Raw genomic sequence first — 26,721 nt, forward strand, 5'->3', positions numbered from 1 at the left:
TAGTAACTTGTGATAATCCAGGATGTGCAGAAAGCGATACAAATCGCGTTTAAAAGGTTTTTTGCAGTTAAAGAAAAGCCCCTTGCGGGGCTTAAATTACTTTAAGGGGTTGGATCATTTTTAACTTCAGGATCCGGACTTAGCACCAACAGCGTATTTGCAGCATTGCTTAGTACAAACTGGAATTTAGTTGTACCGGCACTGCGATCCATATCCAGCATTTGCACCAGCTGGCCATCACTGCTTATAGTAATTGCATCGATAATGCCGTCAAACGGGGTGATAAAACCAACACCTGTAAACTTTAATCCTTTGCCAGTATTATCAATAAGCTGATAGGTAATGGTGCCGGCTTCAGTGACGGTAACATCACCATTGTCTAAGGGTTGGCCAGATGTAGTTTGGTAACTAAATACCGGCTCGCCATTTTCCAGGTGAACTACCACCTGAATTAAGCTGGCGGCTTGGGTTAAAGGCATAATATATTTCCTTATGGTTGTGGGTTAAAAGTTGTAACTTACTATGCCATTTTGCTGCAACATAGTGATAAGTTCTTGTTCGTTGCTTAGTTCACCCAGACAATCCAGCGCTTTTGCATAAGCAACAAGGTATCTTGGCTCTTTGTTTTTTTCGGTAATCCCAATCAAAGAGTCTCCAATTTGACCACATAGATGTTCCGCCATATCAGTGCTACCGGTTGCAAATAACACCTTAGCTTGTAGTAGCTGACTTTCCGCCAATGCTACACTGTAAACACTATTTTGCTTGTACAGTTCGCTCAGCTCAGTGAAAGAGCGAATCGCCAAATCAATGTATTTTTTACTATTTTTTATTTGACCAATGTCCTGTAGTTGCCTAGCGGTAGATAGCCACAACATAGCTGTAATATCTTTACGATTATTACTTGAAAGTACATTTTTCTGTTCATCCAGCATTTCGATAAGCGCTATTAAATTATTTTCAATCTGCCACACACTTGAACCCGAACTTATATTAAATTGTTGATAATCCAGAAAGTATTTGTTTCTTTGCCACCTGCTGTTTGCGGAATCTTGTTCTATCGCCTGCGACAATGCGCGCAGTCCACGTGCAGAGGCTATTTGCGCTTCCTCGACTTTCCCTTGAAAAATCATTAAATCTGCCAACCTTTGATAGCTGCTTGACAGAATATCAAGTAAATAAGGTTCCGGGTTCGCTTTCGCATTAACCAGTTCAGCCTGCAATTTCTGATGGATTTCAATAGCTAAATGCACATTACCTTCAGCGAGGGCAATATTTGCCAGCCATGAACGCGTATTGGCAATATCCGCCAGCAATTGTTTATTGTCTGGCTGCCGGCTCTGAACCAACAATCGAAGCTTTAGCGACTCTTCAAAATTCTGCCGCGCTTTATCAAACTGCTGCTGCTTCATTGCCAGTGAGCCTAACGAATTGGTGGCGTAGGACAGCTCCATAATAGCGTCGAGGTTCTCCGGTGCCAGTTCATACATCCGTTCGCTGTACTGGTAATAGCGCTCAAACTCCGGCTGGGTGCCTTGCCAGTTGCTGGCGTCGTACTGTATTTGCCCCAGCCAAAAGGCATTGGCACCTAAGGTTTTTAACAGCTCTAAATTATCCGGCTGCTGCGCCAGTACGGCCTCTAACTGCAGCCGGGCCGCTTGCAATGCGGCTATGGCTTCGTCGGTTTTACCGCGCGAGTAAGCTACCTCACCCATGGCTTCTAACGTTTGGCCGTGCTGCAAGCGGGCTTCAATGCTTAAATTACTGTCGTCACTGCTGTAGTCGGTAAAATATTCCAGCGCTTTATTGCTGATACCGTCGAGTAAGTCCATGCGGCCGATGCTGCGCAGCTTGTCAGCAAAGTCGCCGACCATAAAGCCGAGCAGGTTTTCTGCCGCCAGCCGCTTTTGCTGTGCCTGTTGCTCAGCCTGAAAGCTGCGAATACCCATAGTTACCGCGGCTACAGTAAGTAAACATAAGATGGCGAAGGTGCCGCGGCGGCTCCAGCGTTTTAACCGCGCTTTGGCATTCGAGGCCTGAATAAACTCGGTTTCTTCTGCCTCCAGCTGAAATAAACGGTTGTGCTGTAGCAACAGCGCTTCTTGCAGTGGTTTGCCTTCGGCCAGTAAATAAGCGCTGTTTTGTTGCTCGCTACGCCAGCGCTGGCTTAAATGCAACAGCCGGCTTTTTACACTTAAGCTGTCGTGATGCTCTGTTATCCAGGCGGTGGCGCGCGGCCAGCGCCGCAGCAGTGCCTCGTGTGCAATGCTAAAGCAGGGCTCACCGTGTTGCAGGTGCGACACAAACAAGCGCTGCTCTACCATGGTATTGACCAGGGCGCGCTCAGCATCGGTTTGTAATTGCGCTAAACGCGCACTGCGGCTGGTAATGCTTTGCTCGTCTTCACGCAGCGTAACTAACAGCGACAATACCTTAGGAAGGCTGTCCTGCTCGGCTTTGCTTAAGCCTTTAATTGCCTGTTCAGCGTTTTTGCCTATGGCGCCTTCTATACCGCCCAGGGCGTTATAGACTGAAAACAATAGTTTATTGTCACTGCTGCGCTGCAGGTACAGCTGTTGCAGCGTGTATTGCAGCATTGGCAGGGCGTCGGGGTTGCTGGCGGCTTCCTGCACCAGAATTTCATCCAGCGCCAGCGCTGTGGCTGCATCGCTGTCAAAGCTGAGCCCGGCAGCCAATGCTGGCAAGCGCACCATCTGCAGTAAATCGGCCCGGCCGGGCGCGGCTAAGTCAAAATGGGCGCCTTTAGCTTTACCGGCCATTAAGCTTGGGTAGTCGACCAGATCGGGGTAAAACTCGTTGCGACAGGCGCTAATCACCAGCACAGCTGAGCTGGTGGCAAGCTGCTCGAGCAGGCTAACAAACTGGCTGCGCTGTGGCTCGCTAAACAGCGGCGAAGACAGCAGCACCTCTAAGCGATCAACAAAGATGGCAAAACGGCGGCAGTGCTGGCGGTTATTGGCCAGTAGCCTGACGCAGTGCTGCAATACTTGCTGTGGATCCTGCTGCAGTTTGTCTGCCAGGCTGGCGGCGCTGTCGCCGGCAAACACCGGCGCGTCTTTTATTTCCCAGTCTAATAAGGTACTGGCCAGGCTGCTATATAACTGGCCGGCACTGACATCGGCTAAATCCAGGCTGCTGAATGACACTACCTCTATGCCGTTAAAACCACCTGGCTGCATTAAATTGGGCATAACCCCGGCGTTAATTAGCGACGATTTACCGCTGCCACTGGGCCCAAGCAATAAACAAAAGTCGCGGCCGAATTTAATTTGCTGGGCGATGCGGCTAAGCAAGGTATCAATTTGCGCGCCCCGGCCAAAAAACACACTGGCATAGCGCGCATCATAGGCCTGCAAACCGGGGAATGGCGATCCCTGCTGCCAGCTTTGCTGTTGTACGCTTTGCTCCTGCCCGAGCGGAAAGCGCACTTCAGCCAAGGTGCGGTAGCCGCGCTTACGGATGGTTTCAATGTAGGTTGGAGCTGTGGCGCTATCACCCAACGCTTTACGCAGCTGGGTTAAGGTTTTGTGCAGCGGGTTGTCGCCGGTTTCGATGCCCGGCCAGCACTGCGTCACGATATCATCGCTGCTAAGTACCTCGCCGGCGTGGCGGCATAACAATACCAGCACATCCATGGCTTTGGGTTCCAGCTGCTGTTGCTGTTTACCGCGGCGCAAGGTATTGGCGGCAGGGTCTACCTGCCAGTCGGCAAAGAAAAAGGTATCACGCATACAAAGGCTTAAACGAATAACATAAGGCTACCATAACACGCACTGCAGCATTAGTTTAGTCTGTTCGCTTAAGCTAAGCTCAGCTACGTTTTTTGCGGGCTTGTAAAGTAAACATTACCAGAGCCAGCGCAAATACGGCCAGTGGCCAGGGCTCGGGGATCGGTGTTGAACTACCATTAGCCGTGATGGAATAGGTAAGGTTGTCAAAGCCCATAAAGCTTTGAGATTGCAGATAGGCTATAGCAGGTAAATAACTGCCATCAGTACTGGCGATACCAAAAAATGCACCGTTGCTCTGCACACCGCTTAGCATAGTGTTCAGACCCAATTGTGCCGTGTTACTGTTATAGGGGTTTACGTAGTCAAAACCAAAAGCGGTAATGCCAAAGTTAAAGTTAAAACTGCCACTGCCGTAGGTCCAAATCCAGTTATTGTTGTTGCCGACAAAAGGATTAACAGAGTTTGGCGAAGTACAACCTAAACTGTCCACACAGCCATAATCATCCATCGTCCAGCTATAACCGGCGCGGCTGCGGCCAAAAGCCGGCCCTAAATTAATATCATTAAATTCATCGACCACAAAGTCGTTGATAAAGCTTTCAAACAAGCTGCGATCGGTGAAGCTGATAATACCGGCGTGGGCGGCAATACTACTAAACCAGGAAACAAAAACAAATAAGGCTACGACTGACTGCTTCACTACACACTTCCTTTAACTGCTTTCCTGTAACCGCCCAGCAAAAATTATGCCTTTATTTTTTATTGTTAGTATTCAACAACTTTATTAGTGCCACAGCCAACCCGATGTGGGCAGTGTAAAATATTTTGACAGTGCATTACGCCAAACAGTACTTGTACTAGCCGATGGCTTTGCTAGGCTTGGGCTAGGCTAAAGCAACAGGATAACACCATGGCGCAATGGATTAATGGCACCGTTACCGATAATCATCACTGGCATGCAAATTTATTTAGCCTGAAAGTGCGAACCGCTGCCTTTGATTTTATCGCCGGCCAGTTTGTCCGGCTGGCACTAAACACAGCAGACGGCCGGCTGCAGCGCGCGTATTCACTGGTAAATAGCCCGGGCAGTACCGAACAGGAGTTTTTAGTCAGCACTGTGGCTGAAGGCAAGCTGTCACCACTGCTACAGCAGCTTAAAATGGGCGACAGTATTGAGATAAGCCAGCCGGCATCAGGCTTTTTTGTGCTGGATGAAGTACCGGCCGGCGAAAATTTATGGCTGATTGCCAGCGGCACCGGTATTGGCCCTTATATCTCGATGCTGAACACGCATCAGCTGTATCAGCGCTTTGCTCATATAGTATTGGTGCACAGTGTGCGCACCATTGGCGATCTGGTATACCGCGAATTAATTAGCCACTGCCAGCATCAATATCCGGGCCAATTGCATTATCAACCGGTCGTGACCCGCGAAGCACTAAGTGGTGCGCTGAGTAAACGCCTGCCTGAGCTGATACAAACCGGTGAGCTGCAAAGTGTTTGCCATCAAGGCCTGACTAACCGCTCTCAGGTAATGCTGTGCGGCAACCCTGAGATGATAAAAGACACTAAAGCCGCGCTGGAAAACCTGGGCCTGAAAAAAAACCTGCGCCGCGACCCCGGCAATATCACCGTAGAGCAATACTGGTAACTGCAATTACCTGGCTGCAGAGGCTTTTTTCAACGACATTCAGCTTACATCAGGGTAAGCTATGCCACGCTATGCCACTGATTACGGAGGACAAGTGTGGAAGAATTAATACAACCGGTGCAGGCTGCGTTGCAGCAACATCCGGATATGGCGCTGGCATTCTGGCTCAGTGCGCTGTTACTGCTTAGCTGGCTGGGTAATTTTGTCGTAAAACGCATTTTAATTGCCGGTATCTTCAGAGCCTTACGCTCCACCCCCATAGACGAGCAACTGGTGGTACAAAAGTTTACCTTTGTATCACGGCTGTCTAATGTAGTGCCGGCCCTCATCATTTCTACCGGTATAGTGCATATTGCCGGCGTACCACCTGCCCTTACCGCCGTCACCGTTAATGTGTGCAACGCCTTTGTCATCCTGACCATAGCACTGGCGCTTAGCAGCCTGCTGGATTTAGTAAACTCCATTTATGAAGAGCGGCCTGATGCGCGGATAAAGCCAATTAAAGGCTATATCCAGGTGATAAAAATCGCTATCTATGCCGTTGCGTTAATTTTGATAATTGCCGCGCTGTTTGATCGCTCGCCACTGATTTTACTCTCAGGCCTGGGTGCGATGGCCGCCGTACTGATGTTGATATTTCAGGACACGATATTGTCGCTGGTGGCCAGCGTACAAATATCGTCTAACGATGTGTTACGGGTTGGCGACTGGGTTGAAATGCCGCAACTGAATGCTGACGGCGATGTAATAGATATTGCGCTGCATACGGTGAAAATTCAAAACTGGGATAAAACTATCACCACTATTCCGACCCGCCGTTTTATGACCGATCCGTTTAAAAACTGGCGAGGTATGCAGGAGTCGGGTGGCCGGCGCATTAAGCGCAGCCTGTTACTGGATCAGCAAAGTGTGCATTTTTTAGATGCCGAGCAGAAGCAGCGGCTGGGCCGGTTTAAGTTGTTAAAGGACTACCTGCAAAGCCGCCAGAGCGAAATTGACGACTGGAATGATAAGCTGGCCGACGCCGGTAAAGAGCCGGTGAATACCCGCCGTATTACCAATATTGGTACTTTTCGCGCTTATGTCGAACGTTATCTGCAAAGCCACCCCGGTATTCATCAGGATATGACGCTGATGGCGCGGCAATTACCGCCAACTGCCGATGGCCTGCCACTGGAACTGTACTGCTTTACCAATACCACCGCCTGGCTGAAATACGAGGGTATTCAGTCTGATATCTTTGACCATTTGCTGGCTATTCTGCCGGAGTTTGGCTTAAGGGTGTATCAACATCCCAGTGGCATGGATGTCAGGGCGCTGAGTGAGGTACTAAAACCGGCCGGTTAAAAAATACCGGCCAGTGAACGCAGCAGCCCCTGATGCAGTGGCTGCTCGGCATCCTGCCATTGCAAATTGGCCTTATTGGCAAAGCTGACTACTTTAAGCTGATATTTGCGCATATCCGTATCTCGTTGCCATAACTGCTCTATCGCACCACTGTCACCTTGTCGCAACTGGTGCTCACTGTACTCCTGCACCTTTTGTTCACTGTCAGGCGCAATACGTTCGGCGATCTGAATATCGGTCAGCATGGTGTAGTACTTATCCTGCACCAGCTGATTACCGATATACTCGGCGCCGGCAAAAGCCGCCAGCACCAGCAGCGCGCGGGCCACGTCTTTGCCATCCAAATCGGTGGCAATACTGGTATCAACAAAGACTGCCGCATTGCGGTTATAACGCTCGGTACGCTGCTCTGCGGTTTCCGGCTCCGGTGGCGGTGCCATGCCAGGTTGCAGCAGCTCATGCACTTCACGCTCGGTCATGCCGTATTCCTGCATCAGTACTTTGCCTGGCTGCTCTTTTAACACCGTGCGCACATTAACCTGCAGCCAATATTGCGCGCCCAGCGGCGAGTCAGTCAGGGTGTAACCGCGGCTTTGCATAAACTGGCGTACATCTTCTGCCAGCGGCAACTGGTATTCGGCCGTGGTATTGCGGATATCTAAATAAATAGTTCGCCGCTCAGGCTCTACCGGGTCCAGATACACCGTCTGGCTCATGCGGGTCTGCACATCTAAATGGCGCTTGGCTACCGACGTATGTACAGCAGTACAAGCGCCGAGCAGGCTACACAGGCAAAGTAACAGCAATAGCCGCATTTAGAATAACCCGGCCAGTGCCCTTACCATACCCTGGGTAAGTTGCGGCTCGGCTTCAGGCCACTTTAAATTTGCCTGATTAGCAAAGCTGACTACCCGGGTCTGATATTTGCGCATGTCGCTGCTGCGCTGATAACTTGACGTCGTGCTGCCGCTGTCGCCCTGCAATAACTGATGCTGTGAGCTTTCGCTGACTTTGCCATCAAAACGTTCCATGATCTGAATATCGGTTATCACGCTGTAGTACACGTCTTCTACCATCGCATCCACCACTGTGCCCACTACGGCACCACCCACAGCAGCACCTATGGCAGCGCCACCTGAACTACCACCGGTAGCCCGGTGAATAGCATAGCCGGTAACGGCACCACCGGCGATGCCGGGGCCGGCAGCCAGCGCACCATTGGTATCACGGGCGTTGCTTCGGCCCACTTGTAGCACATTGGCCTGCAGCCAGTAATTGGCGCGGGACGGGCTGTCAATTACCTGATAACCGCGCGCCTGCAGGTTTTGAATGACTTGCGGTTTTAAATCAAACTCGGGTTTATCTGAGGTATTGCGAATATCAACATAAATAGTGCGCTGCTCTGGTTCGACCGGATCGAGAAAGATTGAGCTGCTCATCTTGGTTTGCACATCTAAATTACGCTTGGCCACTGCGGTATGCATGGCGCCACAGCCGGATAAACTCAGCGTGGTAACAACAATAGCCGACATCAGCAAGGTTTTCATGGTTTGGCATCCTTAATAGCAGGTGAATAGCGTTAAATTAGGCGTTTTTTACTGAACGGACTGTGAATATTGTCACCAATGTTATAGCAATAGCATGCTTTAGCTGCGGCAATTTTTGTAAGCAAGCGTAACTTTATGCCACTGTTTTGCCGTGCAGCCTGCTTTTACCTTTACTTTTGCTGCGTAGCCGCTACAATGTGCGCCGCTGTTTTGACCAAATTTTACACTGCTCTTTTCAAATAAGGTAATTACTATGCATCCGATGTTAAACATCGCGGTTCGCGCTGCCCGTAGCGCGGGTAACGTGATCGCTCGTGCCTGTGGCCAGTTAGATATGGTTCAGAAAATTCAGAAAGGCACTAATGACTTTGTCACCAACGTTGACAAAGAAGCTGAACAAGCCATTGTTCAGGTGTTGAAAAAATCGTTCCCGACCCACGGTATTGTTGGCGAAGAGCATGGTGATTACGGCAACAGCGACAGTGAATTTCAATGGATCATTGACCCATTGGACGGCACCACCAACTTTGTTAAAGGCATTCCGCACTTTGCGGTGTCTATCGCGTTAAAACATCAGGGTAAACTAGACCAGGCAGTGATCTTTGATCCACTGCGCGGTGAGCTATTTACCGCATCCCGTGGCCGTGGCGCCCAGTTAAACGGTACCCGTATTCGGGTAACCAACCTGGCTGATATGCAAGGCACTATTTTAGCTACCGGCTTTCCGTTTAAAAACAAAACGCACTTACCGGCGCACGCTGCTATGTTAAGCAGCTTATTAGCCGATGCGGCCGATGTACGTCGTACCGGCTCTGCCGCGCTGGATTTAGCCTATGTTGCTGCCGGCCGTTTTGACGGTTTCTTTGAAATTGGCTTAAAGCCATGGGACATTGCTGCCGGCGAGCTGATTGTGCGTGAAGCCGGTGGTTTGGTATCTGACTTCGTAGGTGGCAGCAACCAGATGCGCAGTGGCAATATTGTTGCAGCCAGCCCGAAAGTACTGGCAGCGATGTTAAAAGGTATCCGGCCACACCTGACTGAAGCCTTATCGCGCTAATCACGCCTGATGGTTTTGATGTAAGGCCGCATAGTCTGCAACACCCGCTGTGCTCGCCACAGCAACTCGCAAGCCATCCCTGGCTTGCTCAGACACTCTGTGGCTGCGCATCGGGGTTCCAGACTATAGCAACAGCAAAAGGCGTGTAGCATCACGCCTTTTTTGCACCACAAGACTTTCTAATTACTTTGGCACTTCTACCGGTAACTTACGCTCGCACCACTCCCGATAGCCACCCATTAAGCTAAACACATTCTGATAACCCATCTGCTGCAGCGTTTGCGCCGACAAAGCCGAGCGGTAACCGCCACCACAGTACAGCACGATTTTCTGCTTTTTATCCGCCACGGTTTGCTCGATATCGCGCTCTATAATGCCTTTACCCAAATGCATTGCCTCTGGCAGATGGCCGGCAGCCCATTCATGATCTTCGCGGATATCCAGCAACACATAAGGCTGATTATGCTGTTGCAGCTCGGTAATGCTAATTTCGTTAATCTGCGCTTTGGCTTGCTCTACCAGGGCTAAAAAACCGGGGGCGTGCTGTTTACTCATCTGCGTTATCCAAAAAAAATGCCAGTCAGTGACTGGCATTTTTAGCATCTTTAGCCGCGTAATTACAGCAAGGCGTCAGTATTTTCGCCTTCTTTCTCAATCGGCGGCGGTGGCAGCATATCTTCACGGCTAATGCCGAGAATTTCCGCTATCGCACTGGCGACATACACCGATGAGTAAGTACCAATGGCAATACCAAACAGCAAGGCCGTAGCAAAACCATGAATTAGCGCCCCGCCCATGTAAAACAGCACCACCAACACCAACACTGTGGTTAAAGAGGTAATGACAGTACGGTTTAACGTTGCGGTAATGGCATCGTTAATGGTGTCGTCGACACTGGTATCACGCAGTTTACGAAAGCACTCGCGGATGCGGTCAAACACCACGATGGTATCGTTTATTGAATAACCAATAAGCGCCAGTATTGCCGCTAACACTGTCAGGTCAAATTCCAGTTGCAACACCGAGAACAAGCCCATGGTCAGCGTGACGTCGTGAAACAACGCCGCTACTGCACCCACCGATAAACGCCATTCAAAGCGCATCGTAACGTATAACAAGATGCCGATCAGTGCCACCAGCATTGCCAGGCCACCGTCTTCTTTTAGTTCCTGACCAACACTGGGGCCAACAAACTCAATACGACGCATGGTCACCGGTTCAGCCTGGGCGGCGTTTAACGCCTTAATGACGCTATCGCCCAGCGTAGACTGATCAATATCCGTACGCAGCGGCACCCGGATTAACACATCACGGCTGGTACCAAACAACTGTACTACCGCATCACCATAGCCGGCGGCTGTCAGTGTCTGGCGCACAGCCGGTAAGTCTGCCGGTTGGGCAAAGCCGACTTCAATAACAGTACCACCGGTAAAATCCAGGCCCCAGTTAATGCCTTTGGTGGCAAAAGACACTAAAGAGCCAATAATCAGCAGCACAGACAGCGCTATGGCTGGCCATTTTAACCGCATAAAGTTCAGCGGCTGGGTAAACGAAAATACTTGCATGCTGAAATCCTTATATCGGCAATGACTGCAGGCGGCGACCGCCCCAGAACAGGTTAACCAGCAAGCGGGTACCCACTACTGCCGTGAAAATCGAGGTTAAAATACCAATAGCCAGTGTTACCGCGAAGCCTTTAACCGGGCCGGTGCCAATACCAAACAAAATTAACGCCACCAACAAAGTGGTGATATTAGAGTCGGCAATAGTGGCAAAGGCGCGATCATAGCCCTGATGTATGGCCTGCTGCACTGAGCGGCCTTCGGCTAGTTCTTCACGAATACGCTCGAATATCAGCACGTTAGCGTCTACTGCCATACCTACCGTTAAGACAATACCCGCCATACCCGGTAAGGTTAGCGTTGCGCCCGGGATCATCGACATTACACCAACAATCAGTACCAGGTTTGCTACCAGGGCCAGGTTAGCAACCATACCGAAGGCTTTATAGTAAATCACCATAAACACCAGCACGGCGATCATGCCCCACTGAATAGCAGTTACACCAAGATCGATATTTTCTTTACCCAGGCTCGGGCCTATGGTGCGTTCTTCTATGATCTGAATTGGTGCAATCAGCGCACCGGCGCGTAGTAAAGTAGCCAGGTTTTGTGCTTCACCTGGTGAGTCGATACCGGTAATGCGGAAATCACGGCCCAGGCGCGCCTGAATAGTGGCGTCGTTGATCACTTCCTGCTGCTTAATCAGCACCGGGTTGCCATCTGCACCAATTTCGGTGCCGGGTTTATATTCAATAAACACCGATGCCATGCGTCGGCCAATGCTGTCGCGCGTCGCCGCCGACAACATGTTGCCGCCTTTGGCATCCAGTTTAATGCTTACCTGCGGCCGGCTGTATTCGTCAAACGCTGAGTTAGCGCCAGTGATATGCTCACCGGTTAACATAATGCGTTTTTCCAGCAATAAAGGCCGGCCATCACGGGTGTAGTACAACTCGGCATTAGGCGGCACCCGGCCTTCCAGCGCGGCGGCTAAATCGCCCTCTTCATCTACTAAACGAAACTCCAGTGATGCGGTAGCACCGAGAATTTCTTTCGCAGTAGCAGTATCCTGTACGCCCGGCAGTTGCACGACGATGCGATCGGCGCCCTGACGCTGCACCAACGGCTCAGCCACACCAATTTCATTAACCCGGTTACGGATAATAGTGATGTTTTGTTCCAGCGCATATTCGCGGATTTCTTTTAAGCGAATTTCACTGATACCGACCAACAATGTCAGCTCATCGCTGCCCTGGCTGAATACCAGTTCGCGATCACGCTGTTTTAACGCGGCTTCGGCAGCAACGGCATCGGCAGCTTCACGCAGGGTTAAAATAACCCGGCTATTGGCCAGATCTGGCTGCACGCTACGGTAGCGAATTTTATCTTCACGCAGATCGGCACGAAAGGTTTGCACCATATCGTTGACGTTTTTATCCAGCGCGGCTTTCATATCCACCGCCATCAGGAAATGCACACCACCGCGTAAATCCAGGCCCAGATTCATTGGCGAGGCGCCAATGGCTGTTAACCAGTCTGGTGTTGCCGGTGCCAGATTCAACGCAGTAACATAGTTAGCACCCAGCGTTTGCGCGGCAATTTCACGAGCCTGCAGTTGATCTTCAGTGCTGCTAAAGCGCGCCAGGATCTGGCCATCATTAAGCTCAACCGATTTGACACCGATATTGGCCGCAGCAAAGCTCTGCGCCAGCTCAGTACGGGCTTGCTCACTTACCACGCCACCACGGGTAGCGCTGATGTTCAGCGCCGGATCTTCCGGATATAAATTGGGCAGCGCATACAACAGGGCAACCAGCAAAACGCTGATTACCACTAAGTAACGCCACAACGGGTTTTGATTTAACACCTTGCGGTCCTTTTGCTGCTTACAGAGATTTTAACGTGCCTTTTGGCAGCACGGCGCTGACCGAGGCTTTTTGTACAGTAACTTCAGTCGTGTCGTTCAGGGCGATAACAACAAAGTCTTTATCGTCAGCAATTTTACTGATACGGCCCACTAAACCACCCTGGGTTAACACTTCATCGCCTTTTGCCAGTGCTGACATCAGGTTACGGTGCTCTTTTACCCGTTTTGCCTGCGGACGGTAGATCAGGAAGTAGAAAATCAGACCGAAGGCCACCAGCATGATAATAAGATCCCAGCCACCACCTTGTGGTTGTGCGCCCGGAGCTGCCTGAGCATAGGCATTATTGATAAATAAACTCATAAGTGTCCCCTTAATTGTGATTAATGTTGTTCTTTATTGGTATCAACAGCGTGCAATGACGGTACAGCCATATCACGCTTAGCATAAAACTGTGCGACAAACTGCTCCAAGTTACCAGCGGCTATGGCATCACGCAATCCTTGCATCAGCTTCTGATAGTGATGCAGATTGTGCACGGTATTAAGCCGGGCGCCCTGAATTTCATTGCAGCGGTCCAGATGGTGTAAATATGCACGGGAATAATTTTTACAAGTGTAGCAATCGCATTCTGCGTCTAATGGGCCAATATCGTCTTTGTATTTGGCGTTGCGGATTTTTACCACGCCGGTACTGACAAATAAATGACCGTTGCGGGCATTACGGGTTGGCATCACACAGTCGAACATATCGATGCCACGCCGCACCGCTTCGACGATATCTTCCGGCTTGCCCACGCCCATTAAATAGCGCGGTTTGTGTGCCGGCATTTTATCGGTGGTGTGGTTTAAAATGCGGATCATGTCTTCTTTCGGCTCACCCACCGACAAGCCGCCAATGGCGTAGCCGTCAAAGCCAATGTCTTCCAGGCCGGTTAATGATACATCGCGCAGGTTCGGGTACATGCCGCCCTGAATAATGCCAAACAAGGCCGATGGGTTATCGCCATGCGCATCTTTACTGCGTTTGGCCCAGCGCAGCGACATTTCCATTGATTTTTTCGCTTCCTGCTCCGTGGCCGGATACGGCGTGCATTCATCGAATATCATCACGATATCGGAGCCCAAATCGCGCTGCACTTCCATTGAACGTTCCGGTGTTAACATGATGCGCTCGCCGTTTAACGGTGAGCGGAATTTAACGCCTTCTTCGGTAATTTTACGCAGCTCGCCCAGGCTAAATACCTGAAAACCGCCCGAGTCAGTCAGAATAGGTTTATGCCAGTGCATAAAGTCGTGCAGATCGCCGTGCTTTTTGATGATCTCGGTGCCAGGGCGCAGCATCAGGTGAAAGGTGTTGCCTAAGCAAATTTGCGCACCAGTGGCTTCAAGCTCTTCCGGTGTCATGCCTTTTACCGTGCCATAGGTGCCTACCGGCATAAAGGCTGGCGTTTCTACCACGCCACGGTCAAATATCAGCCGGCCACGGCGGGCCTTGCCATCGGTGGTATCTAATTCAAATTTCATTGCTATCCTCATACGCCGGAGAAACAGTCCGGCTTTTTTGCGCCGCGATTATAGCAGCTTAAACGCGATAAGCTAAACGACTATGAATGTGTCTAACCTGGTGCAAAAGCCGGTGCCGGGAAATTCTTATTTCGCCGCCTTCAACAGCACATCCCTGTGCTGTCTCAGCCTGCTCGGCATCCCTGCCGCTGCTACATAAGAACACCCGGCACCGGCTTCGTCGACGTCGTGTTAGCATATCCCGGCCGCAGGGCCTACACCTGAATCAAACTAGCCAGTTAGCGAATAAACATCGCATCGCCATAAGAGTAAAACCGGTACTGTTCAGCAATCGCTGTTTGATAGGCGTTCATTACATGTTCGCGGCTACTAAATGCAGATACCAGCATAATCAATGTAGATTCCGGCAAGTGAAAGTTAGTGATTAACGCATCTATCACCTTAAAGCTGTAACCCGGGTAGATAAAAATTTGTGTATCGCCATTGTAAGCAATCAGCTTACCGTCACCCTGCTGTGCGGCAGACTCCAGTGAGCGCACCGACGTTGTGCCCACAGCCACAACTTTATTGCCACGCGCTTTACAGGCAGCTACCGCATCGACCACCTGTTGTGGTACCTCGATATATTCGGCATGCATCTTATGCTCCAGTACGTTGTCTACCCGTACCGGCTGAAAGGTACCGGCACCAACGTGCAAGGTAACATAGGCAAATTCAATGCCTTTGGCTGCTAGCTTATCCAGCAGCGGCTGATCAAAGTGTAAACCGGCGGTAGGTGCCGCTACCGCACCTGGCTTTTCGTTATACACCGTCTGGTAACGCGCTTTGTCTTCTTCGGTGTCCGGCCGGTCGATATAAGGCGGTAACGGCATATGGCCTAACCGTTCCAGCATGTCTAATACCGGCTCATCGCCGATAACCTCTAACTCAAACAATTCGTCATGTCGCTGGTTCATTATGACTTTGGCGGCGCCTTCCAGCACTAACTCAGTGCCGGGCTTAGGCGCCTTGCTGGCCCGCACGTGCGCCAAAAAGCGTTTATTATCCAGCATGCGCTCTACCAGCACTTCAACTTTGCCGCCAGAGGCTTTCTGGCCAAACAAACGGGCAGGTATCACCTTGGTATTGTTAAATACCAGCAAATCTCCAGGCTGCAGAAAGTCTGCCAGATCTTTAAAAATATGATGTTGTAACGCGCCGCTGTGTTTATCCAGCGCCAGCAATCGGCTGGACGAGCGCTCAGCTTTGGGGAAACGGGCGATCAGCTGCTCAGGCAGCTCAAATGAGAAATCTTTAACTTGCATACTTTTTACTGACATAGAGGGATCCTTGGCTTTACCGACCAGAGGGCACGGCTGTATAAAAACAGCCGGCATTTTAGCAGAAAGTACAGATCAGCGGCACTTATTTGCCAGCACTGCAGCGATAAGATCCGCCATCAAACGGTAACTGCGGGCCTTAGTAGAAGTAGGTCGCCAGGCCACACCTATATCACGATAGGCGGCCGCGGTACCCGGCGACTGCGCCAGTAATTCAGTGCCATCAAGCACGCCACTGTTAATTGCCATTTGCGGCATAAAGGTTACGCCTAATTTATTGTTTACCATCTGGGTCAGCGTATGCAGGCTGGTGGCGAAAAACGGGTTAACTTTGCGGCTGTCTTCCAGCTCACAGGCTTTTACTGCATGGTTGGTTAAACAATGTTCGCGCTCGAGTAAAAAGATACTTTCATCCGGCCACTGGCTGATATCCTGATTAAAACCACGGTCGAGCCAGTCTTTATGCAGTACCAGTTTAAATGCGTCCTGCGCCAGCACCTCGGTATGAAAAGCGCCGGTTTCATACGGCAGCGCCAGTAGCACCATATCCAACCGGCCTTCGGCCAGTGCATGTAATGAATTGTCTGAGGTGTCTTCACGCAACAACAACTGCAGCTCAGGATATTGCTGACGGCATTGCGCCATCACTTCACTCAGTACAAAGGGCGCTATGGTAGGAATACACCCCAGCCGGAATGGCCCCGCCATCGGCTTGCCCTGACATTTGGCAAAATCAGTAAGCTCTTCACACTGCTCAATAATATAGCGGGCCTGGCGGACGACATCTTCCCCCAGCGGAGTAAAAATAAAGGTTTTGTGATCGCGCTCCAGTAACTGCGCTGCCATGGTTTCTTCCAGATTGGCAATAGCGGCACTCAGTGTCGACTGGCCAATGTAGCAGGCCTCGGCTGCGCGGCCAAAATGCTGATACTCATGTAATGCCAACAGATACTGCAGCTGTTTAATACTGGGCAGACGCTTCATTATTTATTCCGATTAAAAATACGAATTAAAACTAAAATTAGTGGTTAAAACTACCTGCAGCCAGCGCAGATTGCAAGCAGTCGCCACAGGTGGCCGACAGCGAAACCCATTTTAGCAACATTAAAAATTAACAAAACAACCCATTTTAAATACATAATTAATATAGGTTTGAATACTGTAATTTTTTGTTATAACGTAATAACCGAAATGTATTCAACATATCCCATCGCGGTAACCTCACCGCGGGTACTGTTCAGCAGTATACCTTTCAGTTAACCACTCCACGCAGGCGAGCCGTGCCGTACGCATGCAGCAGGAACCCTGGCTACAACTATAACAATCACCTGGAGGGTGAACATGTCCGGAACACATAACACTTTACTGCTGGCAGGCTTAAGTTTGCTGGCACTGTCTGTCAATCAGGCATTGGCGAACGACACGGTTAAACAGGCGGCAGAACAAGCCAGCCAACATCGCTATATCGTGACTTATAAAGATCAACAGCAAAGCAAATCTCAGCTGGCCGGCGCCGCTAAGCAGGCCAGAGCAACCACACTGAAAAATATCAGCCTGCAGTTAAGCCAGCAGGGTGCCAAAGTGCACCATGTTTTAACCCAGCGTAATGCTATCGCCGCCGACCTGCCTGCTGCAGCATTAAAAAAACTGCAGGCAGATCCAGCAGTAGACTTTATTGAAGCCGATTTACCACGCTTTCCGATGGCGCAGCAAGTGCCGTACGGCTACACCATGGTGCAGGCCGATCAGGTTAGTGACCAATTCGCTTCCAACCAGACGGTCTGCGTAATTGACTCTGGTCTGGGCTTGCCGCATGAAGATTTTAACGACGCCAACATCAGCGGCAGTAACGATATTGGCACCGGCAACTGGTTTGACGCCGGCGGCCCACACGGTACCCATGTAGCCGGCACTATAGCGGCATTAAATAACGATGTGGGCGTACTGGGTGTGTTACCCAATGGCAACGTCAAATTGCATATTGTTAAAGTGTTTAATGATGATGGCTGGGGCTACTCTTCTACCCTGGCTCAGGCGGTAGACACCTGCGTGCAAAATGGCTCAACGGTAATCAATATGAGCTTAGGTGGTGCCGGTTCTAACGCCACCGAGCGCAATGCGATGCAAGCCGCTTTTGACGCCGGCGTATTGCTGATTGCCGCAGCCGGTAACGACGGTAATACTTCGCTGTCGTACCCGGCCTCGTACGATTCGGTGGTCTCTGTAGCAGCAGTTGATGACACTAAAACCCATGCTGACTTTTCCCAGCGCAATGCTCAGGTTGAGCTGGCCGGCCCCGGCGTAGATGTGCGCAGTACCTACCCAACCGGCACCGCTTTGGACGCCAGCCTGACAGTTAACGGTATGGCTTACAGCGCCAATCCGCTGGAAAACTCAGGTACTGCCGACTTAACGGCAGAGTTGGCAGATTGCGGTTTAGGCTTAACCAGCTGCAGCGACGTCACCGACAAAATTTGCCTGATCCAGCGCGGCGAAGTGGCCTTTAGCCAAAAAGTCGAATCCTGTGAAGCCGGTGGCGGCATTGGTGCCATTATTTATAACAATGAACCTGGCAATTTCAGCGGTACTTTAGGCGATGCCCCTACTACCAGCATTGCGGCAGTGAGCATATCGCAGGAAGATGGTGCAGTGTTGATGACCGAGTTGGGCAACAATGCCAGTCTGTTTTCCGGCGCGGCCAACTATGGCCTGATGAGCGGTACTTCGATGGCTTCGCCGCACGTAGCCGCTGTCGCTGCTCTGGTATGGAGCCATTTCCCACAATGTACTAATGCGCAAATTCGCAGTGCACTGGCAGCCAGCTCTGAAGATTTGGGCACGCCGGGCCGCGATACTTCCTATGGCCACGGTCTGGTACAAAGCAAAGCCGCAGTCGATTATCTAACGCAATTTGGTTGTGACGGCGATATTGTTGATCCACCACCACCACCGGGTGCTACTGAACTGCTAAACGGTGAAGCCCAAAGCGGTATTGCCGGTGCTGGCGGCGAAGAACTGCTGTACACGCTGGCCGTGCCGGCAGGAGCAACCAATTTATCTTTCGTGATGAATGGCGGTAGCGGCGATGCCGATATGTACGTTAAGTTTGGCAGCGAGCCAACAGCGTCAGACTGGGATTGCCGGCCTTATGAGGCAGGTAACGACGAAAGCTGTGTCATCGATCCGGTGCAGGCAGGCAGTTACTTTGTCAAACTGATTGGTTACACCGACTTTGCCGACGTTAATCTGACCGGCAGCTTTACCGCGCCCGATGTGCCTGATGCCGGTGGCGAAACCATCAGCAATATCAGCATAGCGCGCCGCAGCTGGCAGCATTATACGCTGGACGTACCGGCCGGTATGGCACAGTTAACCGTAACCATAAGCGGTGGCAAAGGTGATGCCGACTTATACCTCAAGCATGGCAGCCAGCCAAGTAGCAGCAGCTACGATTGCCGGCCAAATAAAAACGGCAACAATGAAACCTGCGTCATTAACAACCCGCAAGCCGGTGTCTGGCATATGTCATTATATGGCTTCCGCGCGGTTAGCGGCCTTACTCTGGTAAGTGAATACCAGCCTTAAGCAACTTACAGGCACAAAAAAGCCCTCGGTATGAGGGCTTTTTATTTACTCAATCCATACAGCGTCAGACGCTGAATATGGCTTTAAGAATATAGAAGAATATGATTGCCAAACCGGCACCAACCGGCAATGTAATGATCCAGGAGATAAAGATATTACGCACTACCCCCAGGTTAAGTGCTGCGATACCTCGGGCTAAACCGACTCCCAGTACCGCCCCCACCAGAGTTTGAGTAGTCGAGATGGGCAAACCAGCGCCTGAAGCAATAACCACAGTTGAGGCTGCAGATAACTCAGCAGCAAAACCACGGCTTGGCGTTAAATGGGTAATAGCCGTGCCTACCGTTTTAATTACCCGGGCACCCAGGGTCGCCAGGCCAATAACAATACCGACAGCACCCAAAGGTAAGATCCACCAGGCTAACTGTGCTTTGCTGGCAATTTCACCGCCACTACTTACCACGCTGACTACTGCAGCCAAAGGCCCTATGGCATTGGCCACGTCATTAGAACCATGCGCAAAAGCCATACAACAAGCTGTAGTGATCATTAACACACCGAAAATGCGTTCAACATTATTAAACTGCATTTTTTTATCGGCTGCCGGGTCAAACTTTAATTTGCTGATCACCATTTTGCCGAGCACGCCAATTACCAGCGCTATCGCCAACGAAATGTAATAGCCTTCAGCCGTGCTGATATGTAAACCTACATGCTTTAAGCCTTTTTGTACCGTTACCAATGTCATTACAAAGGCGGCAAATGCCATGTAAAAAGGCACGTACTTTTTGGCATTGGCCAGTGGATTGTCGGTATCAAAGATCAGCCGCTGTGCGCTCATAAAAAACATATAAGCCAGCACACCAGCCAACATCGGGGTAACTATCCAGCTACCAACGATGCCGCCGACTTTATCCCAGTGCACCGCTTCCATGCCGACACCAACGGCAGCAAAACCGATAATGGCACCGACAATAGAATGGGTAGTAGACACCGGCCAGCCAAAGTATGAGGCGACAATCAGCCAGGTAGCGGCTGCCAGTAACGCGGCTATCATGCCGTAGGCCATCAGTTCCGGCGTATCTACAAAGAAACTGGCGTCGGTAATACCACCACGGATAGTCGAGGTAACCGAGCCACCGGCTAAATAAGCACCGGCAAACTCAAAAATGGCGGCAATAAATATCGCTTGTTTAATCGTCAGGGCTTTAGAGCCCACTGAGGTACCCATGGCATTGGCAACATCATTAGCACCCACACCATAGGCCATCATAAAACCGAATACGGCAGCAATAATAACCAGAATTAAACCGTATGATTGTAAAATATCCATCTGGAAAACCTTTTATAATTATCGGGCAAGCATGATTTCGAGACGTGAACCAACCTTAAGCGCTACGTCGGCCAGGTCACCTACCCATTCCAGGGTGCGATATAAAAACATCACGTCTATCGGATTCAGTTCCTGCTCAGCCAGGCGTAAAGCTTTGCGCAGTTTAATTTGCATGTCATCGGTGTCGCCTTCAATGGTATCCAGTTGTTCAACCATTTTAATAACCAGATCTACCTCGCGGCCACGAAAACCGGTTTCCAGTAGCTCGTCCAGCTCGTTAATTACTTCACTGGCCAGTGCTGTAGCATCAATACAACGCTGTACATAGGCTTTAAAGCCGTCTTGCAAACTCGCCGGGATCAGCAATTCACGACCCAATACCCGGCCAGTAATATCTTTGGTTTTATTAGCAATTTTATCTTGCTGCGACACTAACTCTAAAATGTCGGTACGATCTACCGGCAAAAACAGTCCGCGCGGCAGGTTGATACGAATTTCGCGTTTTAATTTGTCGGCTTCCTTTTCCAACGCCACGATTTGTTTACGTACATCCGCAGCTGCTGCCCAGTCCTGCTGATATACAGCGTCAAAAAATGGCAATAACAGTTCGCTTGCCTGATGCACCTTGCGGATATGCTCTTCTATCGGCTTAATAGGTGATTTGGCAAACACGGACAAAAAAGTACTAGCTGGCATAGCCTGGCCCCGTAAGTTGGTTTGACGATAGTCGGCGCGCATTGTAACGGCATTCAAAGCGCAAGAAAAACGAAAAATGAACCGACAATGAAAACGCCCTGCACAGAAGTCTAGTCAGGGCGTTAAAGATGTACAGTAAAGCTGGCGTTAAATTAGCTACGTGCTTCGCGTTCCAGTTTTTCGGCACTGCTGTGACGCACGACCTTACCTTTGACAAAAAAGATAATGTATTCAGACAGATTTTTGCAGCGATCACCTATACGTTCCAGTGAACGGGCCGACCAGAGCACATTCATAATTTTCGGTATTGAACGCGGATCTTCAATCATATAGGTCATAAGTTGCCGCGTAATCGCCTCGTATTCACGGTCAACTTTTTTATCTTCCTGGTGTACGGCCACCGCCGTTTCGACATCCATACGGGCGAAAGCATCCAGTACATCATGCAACATCTGGCCAACGTGGCGGCCAAGATTATCCAAATTAACCAGTAAATCCTGCTGTTCGCTGTTAAATGACTCCAGGGCCACCCGGGCGATGCGGCGGGTTTCGTCACCAATGCGCTCTAAGTCGGCAATGGTTTTCATAATGGCCATAATCAGGCGTAAATCACTGGCTGCGGGCTGGCGTTTAATAATAATGCTGGTGCATTCTTTATCGATTTGCAGCTCCCAGTCATTAACTTTTAAATCCGTGTCGATCACCAATTGGGCCAGCTCAGCATCGGCACTGGCAATAGCTGCCAGAGCATTATTTAGCTGCTGCTCAATCAAGCCACCCATCGCCATGACATGGTTGCGCACTTCTTCAATTTCTTCATTAAAGGAGCTGGAAATATGTTTTGTTAAATTTAGTTTATCCACAGGGCTCTCCGGGGGGTTACGCACTACACTCAACTGCAGTAGTGTTAATAACTGCAGTATAGGCAAAAACTATCATGCTGTACTACTTACAGTTAAGCTCAGCGCGATGATTTTTTTCCAGCGCCCGGCCTGTTGTCTGGTAGCAGCGAAAAAGTCCCGCTTAACTCATTAAATTTACAAATAATGCCGGTTACTGATTTAAAAATGTTACAGTCAGGTCTACACTCTGCTGTTGTTAGTTTCATCTACTATTACATAACGCGCTAAAGGCACTCCTTAAGTGTTGCACTACAGGAAGATAATACATGAAGCAGTTAGTACTTACGTTAATTGGCCGTGACCAGGCTGGCCTGGTTGAACAACTGGCCACAGTAATTAGCAGCCACAACGGCAACTGGATGGCGAGTAATTTAAGTCATCTGGCTGGCTACTTTGCCGGTATCTTGCAGGTAGAAGTTGCCGAACAGGATTTACCCGGCTTAACGGCAGCGCTGGAGTCTATCAATGAGCTGGACATCCGCATTCAACACGGCCTGCCCGCTGAGCAACATCCTTTGCAACAACTTAAGTTTGTTATTACCGGCAACGACAGGCCAGGTATAGTACGCGAGTTATCATCGGTAATTAAGCACAAAGGCACCAATATTATTCACTTCGAAAGTAGCAAACAAAGCGCACCTAACTGGGGCGTGCCGCTGTTTAATGCGGTGGCGACTGTTGAGCTGCCGCCCGGTCTTAGCCGCGACGAAGTGGTAAAAGCACTGGAAGCTATTGCCACCGATATCGTCGTTGACGTTGAAAACAGTAACTAAGCGTAAATTGCTGCCAGCTGCTGGCAGCATTCATCTTGCTGTCATAAAAATGCCATAGAGTAATACCCAGTAGTAGTCAGGGAGCTGGATTATGGAATTACGCGAAGTCACCACCGTCAATGAATACCCGTCTTACCCACGTGAACTTAGCTGGCTGGCATTTAACGGCAGGGTGCTGCAGGAGGCGGCCGACGAGCGCAACCCACCTATAGAGCGCTTGCGTTTTCTGGGTATTTACTCCAATAACATGGATGAGTTTTTCCGTGTGCGGGTGGCCGACGTAAAACGGCGCATCCTGCTAAAAAAATACCAGCCGAGCGAGCAGGAAGACGCCGAAGACCTGCTGCAGGAAATTCAGCAACAGGTGCTGCAACTGGGCCAACGTTTTAATGCTATCTATCTGGATATTCAGTTAGAGCTGCGTAAACACAATATCGAATTAATTGATAACTTTAAGCTGGGTGAGCTGCAATCCGGCTGGGTAAAAAGTTATTTTCGCGATGAAGTTATTAAACATATCTCACCGATGATTTTATCCGGTGAAGAAGTCAGCCTGCCCAAAGCGCTGGAAGATAACACCACCTACCTGATGGTAGAAATGACCGGTAGCGGCAAGCCGCAATACGCCATAGTGCAGGTGCCCACTAATGAGTTATCGCGCTTTATCGAACTGCCGCTGCATTTAAATACCCGCAAGAAAAACGGCCATTACCGCCGTCAGATCCTGCTGCTTGACGATGTCATAGTGCATTGTATTGCCGACTTATTTGCCGGCTTTTTTGAATTTGATCAGATCCAGGCTTACTCGTTAAAACTGACCCGTGATGCCGAATACAATATCAGTGATACGCTGGACCAAAGCCTGATAGACAAAATGTCCAAGGGCATTCGCCAGCGCTTAAAATCAGAACCGGTGCGGCTGGTATATGATGCTGCTATGCCCGAGCAAATGCTGAAAGTACTAAGCAAACAACTCGGCACCAGCTCAGTAGATTCACTGATCCCTGGCAGCCGTTACCGTAATTTTAAAGACTTTATCGGCTTTCCCAATATTGGCCATCAAAGCCTGGAATTTCCGGCCATGCCGCCACTGAAAAGCCTGGAGTTTGAGCAATACACTACCAGCTTTGATGCCATTCGTGCCGGCGATATCCTGCTGTATTACCCTTACCATAATTTCGGTTATTTTACTGAGTGGGTGCGCCAGGCCTCGTTCGACCCGAAAGTGACACACATAAAAATGACCATGTACCGGGTGGCCAAGCATTCGCGGGTGATCCACTCGCTGTTAGATGCGGTACGTAACGGTAAAAAAGTAACCGTAGTGGTAGAGCTGAAAGCCCGTTTTGATGAAGAAAACAACATCAACTGGGCGCGTAAAATGACTGAAGCCGGCATCCAGGTGGTGTTTGGCTTAACCACACTTAAAATTCACTCGAAATTGTGCCTGATAAGCCGGCTCGAGCGCGGTAAAGTGATGCATTATGGCCATATTGGCACCGGCAACTTTAACGAAAAAACCGCCCGCATCTATACCGATATGAGCTTGTTTACCTGCCATCCGGAAATTACCAGCGAGATTGACCAGGTATTTGAATTTATTGAATACAGCTACCGACCTTATCAGTTTAATCATTTAATTGTATCGCCGACCTGGAGCCGGCCACGCCTGTTAGCGCTGATTCAACGCGAAATAGACTTTGCCGTAAGCGGACGCAAAGCCGAGATCTTTCTTAAAGTAAACAACCTGGTTGATCAGCAAATTGTTGACCTGCTGTATCGCGCCAGCCAGGCCGGGGTAAAAATTCGCATTATTGTGCGGGGAATGTGTTCACTGATGCCCGGCCTAAGTGGTAAAAGCCAGAATATTAAGATCATCTCAGTACTGGATCGCTTTTTAGAGCACGCCCGGATTTACGTCTTCCACAATGGCGGTGAAACAGATGTGTATTTATCATCTGCCGACTGGATGACGCGCAATATCGATCAGCGGGTTGAGGTAGGTGTACCTATTTACGCCGTGCGGTTAAAGCAGCAAATTTTAGACACCCTGGATATTCAGTGGCGCGATAACGTAAAGGCTCGTATCATTGATGCCAAACAAAGCAATGCTTATGTTAAACGCGGCAATAAGCGCAGTATTCGCTCGCAGCAGCAAATATATGACTACTTTGCCCGTATTACACCCGGCACCCAGCAAATAGACAGCACCGAAGAATGAATGATGCAGCAGAGCAATTAATCGACCCAGCTCAGGCCTATATGGCCGCAGTTGATCTTGGCTCCAATTCCTTTCATATGGTTATAGCCAGGGTGGTAGACGGTGATATACAGCTACTGCATCGTGAAAAGCAAAAAGTCCAGTTAGCCGAAGGCTTAAACGAGCAGCTGGTACTGAGCGAAGAAGCGATAGAGCGCGGCTTAAGTGTACTGGCGCAGTTTGCCGATACCTTAACGCCGTTTGCACCGCAATCGGTACGGGTTATCGCCACCTACACGCTGCGCCGGGCACGCAATGCCGCCACCTTTTTACGCCGCGCCAAAACCGTGTTTCCGTTTCCGATAGAAGTCATATCCGGTCAGGAAGAAGCGCGCTTTATCTATCAGGGTGTCGCGCATTTTGAGCATTTTAGCGGCCGCCGGCTGGTTATGGATATCGGTGGTGGCAGCACAGAATTTGCCATTGGCGAAGGCCTGCACCCGCTTAGGCTAAGCAGCCGCAATATGGGTTGTGTCAGCTATGCGTTGCAGCATTTTCCGCAGGGCCGCATCAGTGAAAAACGCTTCAGTCGCGCCATTTTGCAGGCCGAACAAGAGCTTGAGCCTATTGTCAGCAGCTTTAAAGCCGCGGGTTGGCAGCAAGCAGTAGGCACCTCAGGTACCGTTAAAACCATTCGCGATATTATTGTTGGCTTAGGCCTTAGCACTAACGCGCTGGAATTGTCGCAATTGCTGGCGTTAAAAGATCATCTGGTGGCGCAGGAAAACAGCTATCAGTTAGATTTGCCAGGCTTAACCGACGATCGTAAATTGCTGTTGTGCTCTGGCCTGGCTATTTTAACTGCTGCCTTTAATTTACTGCAGATAGAGCAGATGATTTATATCGACGCCGCTTTGCGTGAAGGTGTGCTGTACGAAATGAGCGACCGTTTGCAGCATCTGGATATTCGCGAGCACAGCGTCGCCAGCCTGCAACGGCGTTATGATGTCGATATGGCACAGGCCGAGCGCGTTAGCCATACCGCGCTGACATTATTCAGCCAGGTACGCCACAGCTGGCAGCTCGCCGACGAAGATGCCATGCTGCTGGGCTGGGCCGCCACCTTATTCGAAGTCGGCCTGCACATTAATTCGTCCGGCGTACAAAAGCATTCGGCCTATATACTGCACAATGCTAATTTGCCCGGCTTTAACCAGGAGCAGCAACAGCTTATTGCAACGCTGGTGCGGTTTCACCGGCGTAAAATACGTGCCGATGAAATACCGGCCTTTAGTTTGTATCAGTTACCTCAGGTAATACACCTGTTAGTGTTACTGCGTTTAGCTGTGCTGTTAAACCAGAAGCGGCGTGATAATTTACTGCCGGATTTATTGGCCACGGCCGGCCATCAATATCTGCAATTACAACTGCCGGCCGACTGGCTGGCACAGCAAAGTCTGTTGGCGGCGGATTTACAGCTGGAGCAAAAAGCCCTGAAAAAAATTGCCTTTGTGCTGGATTGCCCGGGCCTTAGCGACGCAATACCGGCTTAACCGGGCCTTTACTGGCAAAGGCCGGGCTGAATCGGTATACTGCGCAGCCTTTT

22 protein-coding genes are annotated in these 26,721 nt (G+C 50.1%); 7 read left to right on the plus strand and 15 right to left on the minus strand.

Annotated elements, in window-relative coordinates:
* Window positions 1-101: 101 nt before the first annotated feature.
* The 3 genes from MN202_RS07010 to MN202_RS07020 all read right to left on the minus strand — a co-directional run bounded on the left by MN202_RS07010 (window position 102) and on the right by MN202_RS07020 (window position 4,452).
* Window positions 102-479 carry a DP-EP family protein gene (locus tag MN202_RS07010; protein WP_335735383.1) on the minus strand — a complete coding sequence of 126 codons (378 nt, stop codon included), beginning with the start codon at window positions 477-479 and terminating at the stop codon, window positions 102-104.
* Window positions 480-503: 24 nt separating this feature from the next.
* Window positions 504-3,752 (minus strand): nSTAND1 domain-containing NTPase, encoded by a 3,249-nt coding sequence (locus tag MN202_RS07015; RefSeq protein WP_335735384.1) that lies wholly within the window; start codon window positions 3,750-3,752, stop codon window positions 504-506.
* A 79-nt stretch (window positions 3,753-3,831) separates the two neighbouring features.
* The gene (locus MN202_RS07020) at window positions 3,832-4,452 is read right to left on the minus strand and encodes a hypothetical protein (RefSeq protein WP_335735385.1); all 621 of its coding nucleotides are present in this window, start codon (window positions 4,450-4,452) and stop codon (window positions 3,832-3,834) included.
* Window positions 4,453-4,662: 210 nt separating this feature from the next.
* Between MN202_RS07020 and MN202_RS07025 the strand changes: the two genes are divergently transcribed.
* Both MN202_RS07025 and MN202_RS07030 read left to right on the plus strand, forming a co-directional pair.
* A complete protein-coding gene (locus MN202_RS07025) occupies window positions 4,663-5,403 on the plus strand; it encodes a ferredoxin--NADP reductase (RefSeq protein ID WP_335735386.1) in 741 nt (246 codons plus the stop codon).
* A gap of 96 nt (window positions 5,404-5,499) precedes the next feature.
* On the plus strand, window positions 5,500-6,750 hold the full coding sequence (locus MN202_RS07030; protein ID WP_335735387.1) for a mechanosensitive ion channel family protein: 1,251 nt from the start codon (window positions 5,500-5,502) through the stop codon (window positions 6,748-6,750).
* Here MN202_RS07030 and MN202_RS07035 read toward each other — a convergent pair.
* Together MN202_RS07035 and MN202_RS07040 are read right to left on the minus strand one after the other, a co-directional pair.
* Entirely contained in the window at window positions 6,747-7,565 is an 819-nt protein-coding gene (locus MN202_RS07035; protein WP_335735388.1) for a complement resistance protein TraT, read from the minus strand. The genes MN202_RS07030 and MN202_RS07035 overlap by 4 nt on opposite strands.
* A complete protein-coding gene (locus tag MN202_RS07040) occupies window positions 7,566-8,297 on the minus strand; it encodes a complement resistance protein TraT (protein ID WP_335735389.1) in 732 nt (243 codons plus the stop codon).
* Between the two features lie 253 nt (window positions 8,298-8,550).
* Between MN202_RS07040 and suhB the strand changes: the two genes are divergently transcribed.
* Window positions 8,551-9,354, plus strand: coding sequence for an inositol-1-monophosphatase (gene suhB, locus MN202_RS07045; protein ID WP_335735390.1), 804 nt, complete (start codon window positions 8,551-8,553; stop codon window positions 9,352-9,354).
* Between the two features lie 183 nt (window positions 9,355-9,537).
* Here suhB and MN202_RS07050 read toward each other — a convergent pair whose 3' ends face one another.
* From MN202_RS07050 to MN202_RS07080, 7 genes are all read right to left on the minus strand, one after another.
* Window positions 9,538-9,909 carry a rhodanese-like domain-containing protein gene (locus tag MN202_RS07050; RefSeq protein WP_335735391.1) on the minus strand — a complete coding sequence of 124 codons (372 nt, stop codon included), beginning with the start codon at window positions 9,907-9,909 and terminating at the stop codon, window positions 9,538-9,540.
* A 62-nt stretch (window positions 9,910-9,971) separates the two neighbouring features.
* The gene (gene secF / locus MN202_RS07055) at window positions 9,972-10,919 is read right to left on the minus strand and encodes a protein translocase subunit SecF (RefSeq protein WP_335735392.1); all 948 of its coding nucleotides are present in this window, start codon (window positions 10,917-10,919) and stop codon (window positions 9,972-9,974) included.
* A gap of 10 nt (window positions 10,920-10,929) precedes the next feature.
* A complete protein-coding gene (gene secD / locus MN202_RS07060) occupies window positions 10,930-12,783 on the minus strand; it encodes a protein translocase subunit SecD (RefSeq protein ID WP_335735393.1) in 1,854 nt (617 codons plus the stop codon).
* Window positions 12,784-12,802: 19 nt separating this feature from the next.
* Window positions 12,803-13,144, minus strand: a complete 342-nt coding sequence (yajC, locus tag MN202_RS07065) for a preprotein translocase subunit YajC (RefSeq protein WP_335735394.1) — start codon at window positions 13,142-13,144, stop codon at window positions 12,803-12,805.
* Window positions 13,145-13,164: 20 nt separating this feature from the next.
* Complete coding sequence (tgt, locus tag MN202_RS07070; RefSeq protein WP_335735395.1) at window positions 13,165-14,307, minus strand: tRNA guanosine(34) transglycosylase Tgt; 1,143 nt, start codon at window positions 14,305-14,307, stop codon at window positions 13,165-13,167.
* 278 nt (window positions 14,308-14,585) lie between these two features.
* Window positions 14,586-15,611: a tRNA preQ1(34) S-adenosylmethionine ribosyltransferase-isomerase QueA gene (gene queA / locus MN202_RS07075; protein ID WP_335735417.1), complete on the minus strand. Its 1,026-nt coding sequence runs from the start codon at window positions 15,609-15,611 to the stop codon at window positions 14,586-14,588.
* A gap of 90 nt (window positions 15,612-15,701) precedes the next feature.
* Window positions 15,702-16,610 carry a hydrogen peroxide-inducible genes activator gene (locus MN202_RS07080; protein ID WP_335735396.1) on the minus strand — a complete coding sequence of 303 codons (909 nt, stop codon included), beginning with the start codon at window positions 16,608-16,610 and terminating at the stop codon, window positions 15,702-15,704.
* A gap of 357 nt (window positions 16,611-16,967) precedes the next feature.
* Here MN202_RS07080 and MN202_RS07085 point away from each other — a divergent pair, with 357 nt between their 5' ends.
* On the plus strand, window positions 16,968-19,211 hold the full coding sequence (locus MN202_RS07085; RefSeq protein WP_335735397.1) for a S8 family serine peptidase: 2,244 nt from the start codon (window positions 16,968-16,970) through the stop codon (window positions 19,209-19,211).
* Between the two features lie 64 nt (window positions 19,212-19,275).
* Here the strand turns inward: MN202_RS07085 and MN202_RS07090 are convergent, their stop codons facing one another.
* The 3 genes from MN202_RS07090 to phoU form a co-directional block, all read right to left on the minus strand.
* On the minus strand, window positions 19,276-20,544 hold the full coding sequence (locus tag MN202_RS07090) for an inorganic phosphate transporter (protein ID WP_335735398.1): 1,269 nt from the start codon (window positions 20,542-20,544) through the stop codon (window positions 19,276-19,278).
* Between the two features lie 18 nt (window positions 20,545-20,562).
* Entirely contained in the window at window positions 20,563-21,240 is a 678-nt protein-coding gene (locus MN202_RS07095; protein WP_335735399.1) for a TIGR00153 family protein, read from the minus strand.
* Between the two features lie 152 nt (window positions 21,241-21,392).
* Window positions 21,393-22,103, minus strand: a complete 711-nt coding sequence (gene phoU / locus MN202_RS07100; protein ID WP_335735400.1) for a phosphate signaling complex protein PhoU — start codon at window positions 22,101-22,103, stop codon at window positions 21,393-21,395.
* A 305-nt stretch (window positions 22,104-22,408) separates the two neighbouring features.
* Here phoU and MN202_RS07105 point away from each other — a divergent pair, with 305 nt between their 5' ends.
* The 3 genes from MN202_RS07105 (at window position 22,409) to MN202_RS07115 (ending at window position 26,668) form a co-directional block, all read left to right on the plus strand.
* Window positions 22,409-22,915 (plus strand): glycine cleavage system transcriptional repressor, encoded by a 507-nt coding sequence (locus MN202_RS07105; protein ID WP_335735401.1) that lies wholly within the window; start codon window positions 22,409-22,411, stop codon window positions 22,913-22,915.
* Window positions 22,916-23,006: 91 nt separating this feature from the next.
* Entirely contained in the window at window positions 23,007-25,136 is a 2,130-nt protein-coding gene (gene ppk1 / locus MN202_RS07110) for a polyphosphate kinase 1 (protein ID WP_335735402.1), read from the plus strand.
* Window positions 25,133-26,668, plus strand: a complete 1,536-nt coding sequence (locus tag MN202_RS07115) for a Ppx/GppA phosphatase family protein (protein WP_335735403.1) — start codon at window positions 25,133-25,135, stop codon at window positions 26,666-26,668. The genes ppk1 and MN202_RS07115 overlap by 4 nt, the downstream gene beginning before the upstream one ends.
* The last annotated feature ends 53 nt before the right edge of the window (window positions 26,669-26,721 follow it).

It is taken from the genome of Rheinheimera muenzenbergensis, assembly GCF_036984005.1.
In the GTDB taxonomy this organism is placed as follows: domain Bacteria; phylum Pseudomonadota; class Gammaproteobacteria; order Enterobacterales; family Alteromonadaceae; genus Alishewanella; species Alishewanella muenzenbergensis.